Consider the following 5,059-nt stretch of genomic DNA (forward strand, 5'->3'; position numbering starts at 1 on the left):
GACCGGGGCCGCTCTGAACATGTAGTTTGCCGTGTTCGGGACTATCGTTTCCTTGCTGAGCAGTTTAAGGAAGTCGTAGAAGGGCTGTATCAGCGGCGGTCCAACGCGCCTCTGCATTCTCGCAACCAGTTTCCTGTCTATTCCCTCCCAGAGAAGCGAGGCCAGTGAGACGAAGCCGTAAAGCCCGAGCAGGCCGGCAATCGGGTAAACTATGCTTCCCACCACGTTCATGAGCATCACCTCGAACAGCCGAACCCTACGGGGGTCGGGTCTCCCTTTATTTCCGGATTAATCTCGCGCGTCTTCTTTATCGAGGCCTTCAGGAGGTCCCTTTCAGTTAAAACCCTCCTCTTTCCGTTCTCGATTACTGCCACCCTGTCGGTACAGCTCAGGCACGGGTCTATCGAGGCAACCGCCACCACGAAGTCCGCCACCTGGTCTCCCTTGACGCCCTCAGCGACCGCGAACAGGTTCGGGAACGTCGGCTCCCTCGGCTTCCAGCGGAGGGGCTTGTCGCTTCCCTTCTTTCCGCGGACGTAGTGAACAAGCTCTCCCCTCGGGGCCTCGTACCTTCCGATTCCCTCTCCATCGACGAGAAGCTTTAACTTGGCGACGAGAACGTTGTCCTTCGGGAACAGCTTGATTTTTCCGTCGGGCATCCCGTCGAGGGCGTGCTCGATAAGCTCCAAACTCTGCCACAGCTCGCCAACCCTTACCGCCATCCTGTCGAATACATCGCCTCTCGGCCTCTCCCCAGTTATGTCCTGGGGCATGACGGGCTTTATTCCCAAATCCGGATAAACGCCGAGCCTCTCGCTCCAGCGCGCGTCGTCGCGGATTCCGCTTCCCCTTCCTGTTGGACCGACCGCCCCCTGTTCCAGCGCCACGCGCTTGCTTATTATCGCCGTGTCCCTGAAACGGGCCTCTATCGTCGGGTCGTGGAGGAAGATGTCTTCAATCTGCGGGAAGACCTCCTTGTAGTACTTTATCATATCGAGGATTATCCGCCTCCTCTTCTCGTCTATGTCCCTCCTGACGCCGCCTATGGTTACCATCGAGTAGTTGACGCGGTTTCCGGCAACCGCCTCAAGCGTGTCCATGACCTTCTCACGGGCGAGCCAGGTGAGGTGGAGCACTGTATCGTAGCCTATGTCGTGAGCCAGAACGCCGAGGTTGAGCAAATGACTGTGAATCCTCTCGAGTTCGCCGACGATTACGCGGATGTATTCAGCCCTTTCGGGCACCTCTATTCCGGCCGCTTCTTCAACGGCCCTCGTGTAGGTGTGGTTGTGGGAGAAACTGCATATCCCGCACATCCTCTCGGCTAAGTACATTATCTGGACGTAGTTCCTCCTGAGGGCTATCCACTGGATTCCGCGCAGGTTGTAACCGAGCTTGACGTCAACGTCAACTATCCTCTCGCCGTCGAGGGTGAGTATGAACTTCTCGGGCTCCTCCAGACCGGGGTGAATCGGACCGAAGGGTATCTTGACCCAGTATTCGACCTTAGTCATTTCTTAGCACCTCCCAGAGCCCTTTGCTTCGCAAAGCGCTCGCGGAAAGCCTTCAACTCACAAACCCGCTCCTCTACCAGTGGAGGTCTCTTAATGCTCTCCCTGGGTTTGTTCGCTCCTTTCACGATGCCTGACGGCGAATGAGCGCGAACCTCAACAGCGGGCATCATTTCTTAGCACCTCCCTTGAGGTAATAGGGGTGGCCCGCGTTGTGCACCATCTCCTCGGGAACGCCCTTGTCGTCGAGGCGGAGTGGATAGATGCCTTCGGGGAAGTCGTCCGGCAGGAAGAGCCTCCTCTTGTCCGGTGCATTTTCAAAGTCTATTCCGACCATCTCCATTCCTTCCCTCTCGAACTGGAGGGCTATCGGAAAGACCTCGCTGATGTCGGGAAGCGTTGGGTCGTCCTTGGGGCAGTGGACGTCAACTATGAGCGATACCGCCGGTGCGTCGTCGTAGTAAATCACGAGGTGACTGAGGAAGCCCAGTTCGTTCCCCCAGTCCTGCTCGATTCCTATCGAGTAGTGGGCCTCGCCGTCAAGCGTTTTTATGAGCCTCATCAGCTCGCGGTAGCTTTCCCTGTCGATTCTCACCCAAACCCTCTCGCGCCCCCACTTGTTGGTCTTGACCTCAACCTGGGCGTTTGGAAAGCGCTCCGCTATCGCTTTGGCGACTCTTTGAGCTTTGGTTGGTTCTTTAACCTCTTCCTGAGCTTTCTCAACGTTAGCGTTATCGTTAACCTCGCTCATTCTTTCACCCCCGGAACCTCACCCTTCAGCATCTTGGCCAGCTTCTCAAGCGCGAGAACGACGCCGTGAAGTATTGCCTCCGGTCTCGGCGGACAGCCCGGGACGTAAACATCCACCGGAATCACGTTGCTCAGCGGTGCGTTGGTGAAGGGGCTCTCGTAGAACACGCTTCCGCCCGTTGGGCACGAGCCGACGGCTATGACTATCTTCGGCTCTGGGGTCTGCTCATAGACGAGCTTGACCCTCTCAAGGCTTTGGTTTGTTACGGGCCCTGTTACGAGGAGTATGTCCGCATGTCTCGGACTGCCGACGAGCTTGACTCCAAAGCGCTCCGCGTCGTAGCGTGGCGTTAGAGCGGCTATTATTTCGATGTCGCAACCGTTGCACGAGCCGGTGTTCACGTGGAAGACCCAGGGGGATTTTCCGATGTAGCGGCACAGCTGGGCGATTCTCCTCTCAAGTCTCTCGCGCTCCGATGAGTTTGAACCGCCGTTAGCGGGAACTTTGATGCTCACTCTCAATCACCCCCTATGAGCCCTTGCCTTCGCAAGCGCTCGCGGAAGTTTTGGGGTCTCCCCAAGCGCTCCAATCGTGATTGGGTTTCTCTTCTCTCGTTCAAACCCGCGCATGAGCATCACCTTTCTTCACCCCCATATCAACAGCACTCCCATCACGAAGGCCGTAACGATGACGAGGTAGCTCACGTAGTCTGTCAGCAGTCCGGTGTGGTCGGCCTTGAGGACGGTGAAGAAGCGCTTGAGAGCGTATTTGAGGCCCCACATGACGTTTTTGCCGGTGTAGTAACCCTCTAGGTGCTCGAAGCCCGGAATAACCTTATCTGGGTCCTCACCGCTGATGAATATCTTGGTTCCGTCGCCAGCTTCCTTCGTTCCCATTCCCTTCTTCTTTGCCCACTGGTCGAGGAGGTAAGCCAAGATGAGCCCGACGATGAAAACGAGGACGAAGTAGAGGGCATCCCAGTAGCCGAACATCTTCACGCACCTCCCAGGACCGCGCTTATGTAGGCCAGCTGGTTCTCAAGGGATTTAACTGCCGGAATCATGACCTTATCGCTTATCTGCCAGGGGAAGAGTCCCATGATGATTATCGCGGCCGTGAGGATTATTATCGGCCAGAGCATGCTTCCCTCGGGGTCTCTGGCCTTCAGGACCCTCTCGTTCGGCCTGCCGAAGAATGTGTAGAGCACCTTGACGTATGCTGCCGTACAGAATGCCGTTCCGATTATCGCTATCGCACCGAGTATAGGGTTGAATATCGCTGAACTCTCGTAGATGAGCCACTTGCTCGCGAATCCGTTGAGCGGAGGCATCCCTATTATCGCGGCCGCTCCGATGAGGAATGCGAAGGTTGTCTTCGGCATGGTCTTAGCTAAGCCGCTCAGCTCGTTGAGGTCCCTCGTGCCGAGCTGGTGAATCACAACGCCAGCAATCAGGAAGAGGAGGGCCTTCATGAGTGCGTGGTTGAAGGTGTGGTAAATCGCTCCCGCCATCGCTATCTCGCCGGTCTGGCTTCCATAAGCGGCTAAGCCGATTCCGAGGCCCAGCAGAATGTAACCTATCTGGCCGACCGAGGAGTAAGCTAAGAGACGCTTCATGTCGTTCTGGATTACCGCCATCGCGTTGCCGACTATGAGGGTTATGCAGGCGAAGATTATGATGACCCAGCCGACGGTCTTCATGCTGACGCTGTGTCCGTAGATGCTGAAGAGTATCCTGGTTAAAGCGTAGATTCCGCCTATCTTTATGACGAGACCCGAAAGCATCGCGCTTATCGAGCTCGGCGCGGCCGGGTGTGCGTCTGCCAGCCACATGTGAACCGGAGAAGCACCGCTCTTGAAGAGGAGTCCCGCTATGAAGAGCGCCAGCGCGACCTTTCCAACCACGGTCGGGTTCTGGGCGAGCTTAACTGCCAGATAGCTCATCGTCAGCGTTCCGTACTGGCCGTAGAGCAGCGCTATGCCGAGCAGGACGAGTGAGCTGGCTATCGAGCCGACGAACATGTACTTGATGCCGGCTTCAATGCCCTCCCAGGTGTCGTTCCTAAAGGCCACCAGCGCGTAGCTTGCTATACTCATTATCTCGAGGAAGACGTAGAAGTTGAAGAGGTCGCCGGTTATCGCTATGCCCAGCATTCCGAGCTCGAGGATTATGATGAGGGTGTAGTACTTGTCGAGGCCGGTGTCGTGCTTCATGTAGCCGATGGAGTAGACCACCGCGAGGAAGCTGACGAGCGTTACCATTAGAACCATTATCGCGCCGAAGAGGTCGACCTCCCAGACTATTCTTATCGGGAAGTTGACGCCCTGGCCGAGCGGGCTCTTGGCTCCGAGGGTGTAGACGATGATGCTCTTGTTCTCCCAGACGTAGTAGAAGAGCGCCGAGCCCACCGCTAGGGTCGCGCCGCTGATTATGACGGCCCACGCTTCCCTCGCCTTCCTGCCGATGACGTTCACTATCGGCATCGAGAACGCTCCGAGCAGAGGGATGATTATGAGGTACGGAAGTATCTCGTGCCCGTTCATCCCCTCAACCTCCTTAAAGCTCTCACGTCAAGGGTTCCGTAGTGGCGGTAGGCGTTTATCGTCAAAGCGACAGCGAGCGAGAGCACACAGACGCCGATGACTATGCTCGTAAGCACTAAGGCCTGTGGAAGCGGGCCGACCATCGGGCTCTTCAGCGTCTCGTAGCCGGTGTAAATCGGTGCGGTCGGAATCTGGTTCAGCTCTATCCTGTAGCCGAGGCTTATGAGGAGCAGGTGTATCCCGGAGTCTATGATG

The 5,059-nt window shown here is 56.6% G+C and carries 8 protein-coding genes; all 8 read right to left on the bottom strand.

Features of this window, described 5'->3' with window-relative positions:
* Window positions 1-231, bottom strand: a 231-nt coding sequence (locus MVK46_RS10130) for an NADH-quinone oxidoreductase subunit H (RefSeq protein ID WP_297536584.1), incomplete at its 3' end; no start/stop codon positions are given.
* A gap of 5 nt (window positions 232-236) precedes the next feature.
* Window positions 237-1,514, bottom strand: a complete 1,278-nt coding sequence (locus MVK46_RS10135; RefSeq protein ID WP_297536570.1) for a nickel-dependent hydrogenase large subunit — start codon at window positions 1,512-1,514, stop codon at window positions 237-239.
* Complete coding sequence (locus tag MVK46_RS10140; RefSeq protein WP_297536572.1) at window positions 1,511-1,681, bottom strand: hypothetical protein; 171 nt, start codon at window positions 1,679-1,681, stop codon at window positions 1,511-1,513. The genes MVK46_RS10135 and MVK46_RS10140 overlap by 4 nt, the downstream gene beginning before the upstream one ends.
* Window positions 1,681-2,262 (bottom strand): NADH-quinone oxidoreductase subunit C, encoded by a 582-nt coding sequence (locus MVK46_RS10145; protein WP_297536574.1) that lies wholly within the window; start codon window positions 2,260-2,262, stop codon window positions 1,681-1,683. Before MVK46_RS10145 ends, MVK46_RS10140 begins: the two co-directional genes overlap by 1 nt.
* Window positions 2,259-2,777 (bottom strand): NADH-quinone oxidoreductase subunit B family protein, encoded by a 519-nt coding sequence (locus tag MVK46_RS10150; protein ID WP_297536576.1) that lies wholly within the window; start codon window positions 2,775-2,777, stop codon window positions 2,259-2,261. The genes MVK46_RS10145 and MVK46_RS10150 overlap by 4 nt, the downstream gene beginning before the upstream one ends.
* A 129-nt stretch (window positions 2,778-2,906) precedes the next feature.
* On the bottom strand, window positions 2,907-3,254 hold the full coding sequence (locus MVK46_RS10155) for a hydrogenase (RefSeq protein ID WP_297536578.1): 348 nt from the start codon (window positions 3,252-3,254) through the stop codon (window positions 2,907-2,909).
* Between the two features lie 2 nt (window positions 3,255-3,256).
* Window positions 3,257-4,804 (bottom strand): proton-conducting transporter membrane subunit, encoded by a 1,548-nt coding sequence (locus MVK46_RS10160; RefSeq protein ID WP_297536580.1) that lies wholly within the window; start codon window positions 4,802-4,804, stop codon window positions 3,257-3,259.
* Window positions 4,801-5,059, bottom strand: a 259-nt coding sequence (locus MVK46_RS10165; protein ID WP_297536582.1) for an NADH-quinone oxidoreductase subunit K, incomplete at its 5' end; no start/stop codon positions are given. The genes MVK46_RS10165 and MVK46_RS10160, both read right to left, overlap by 4 nt.

It is taken from the genome of Thermococcus sp. (assembly GCF_027066465.1).
GTDB lineage: Archaea > Methanobacteriota_B > Thermococci > Thermococcales > Thermococcaceae > Thermococcus.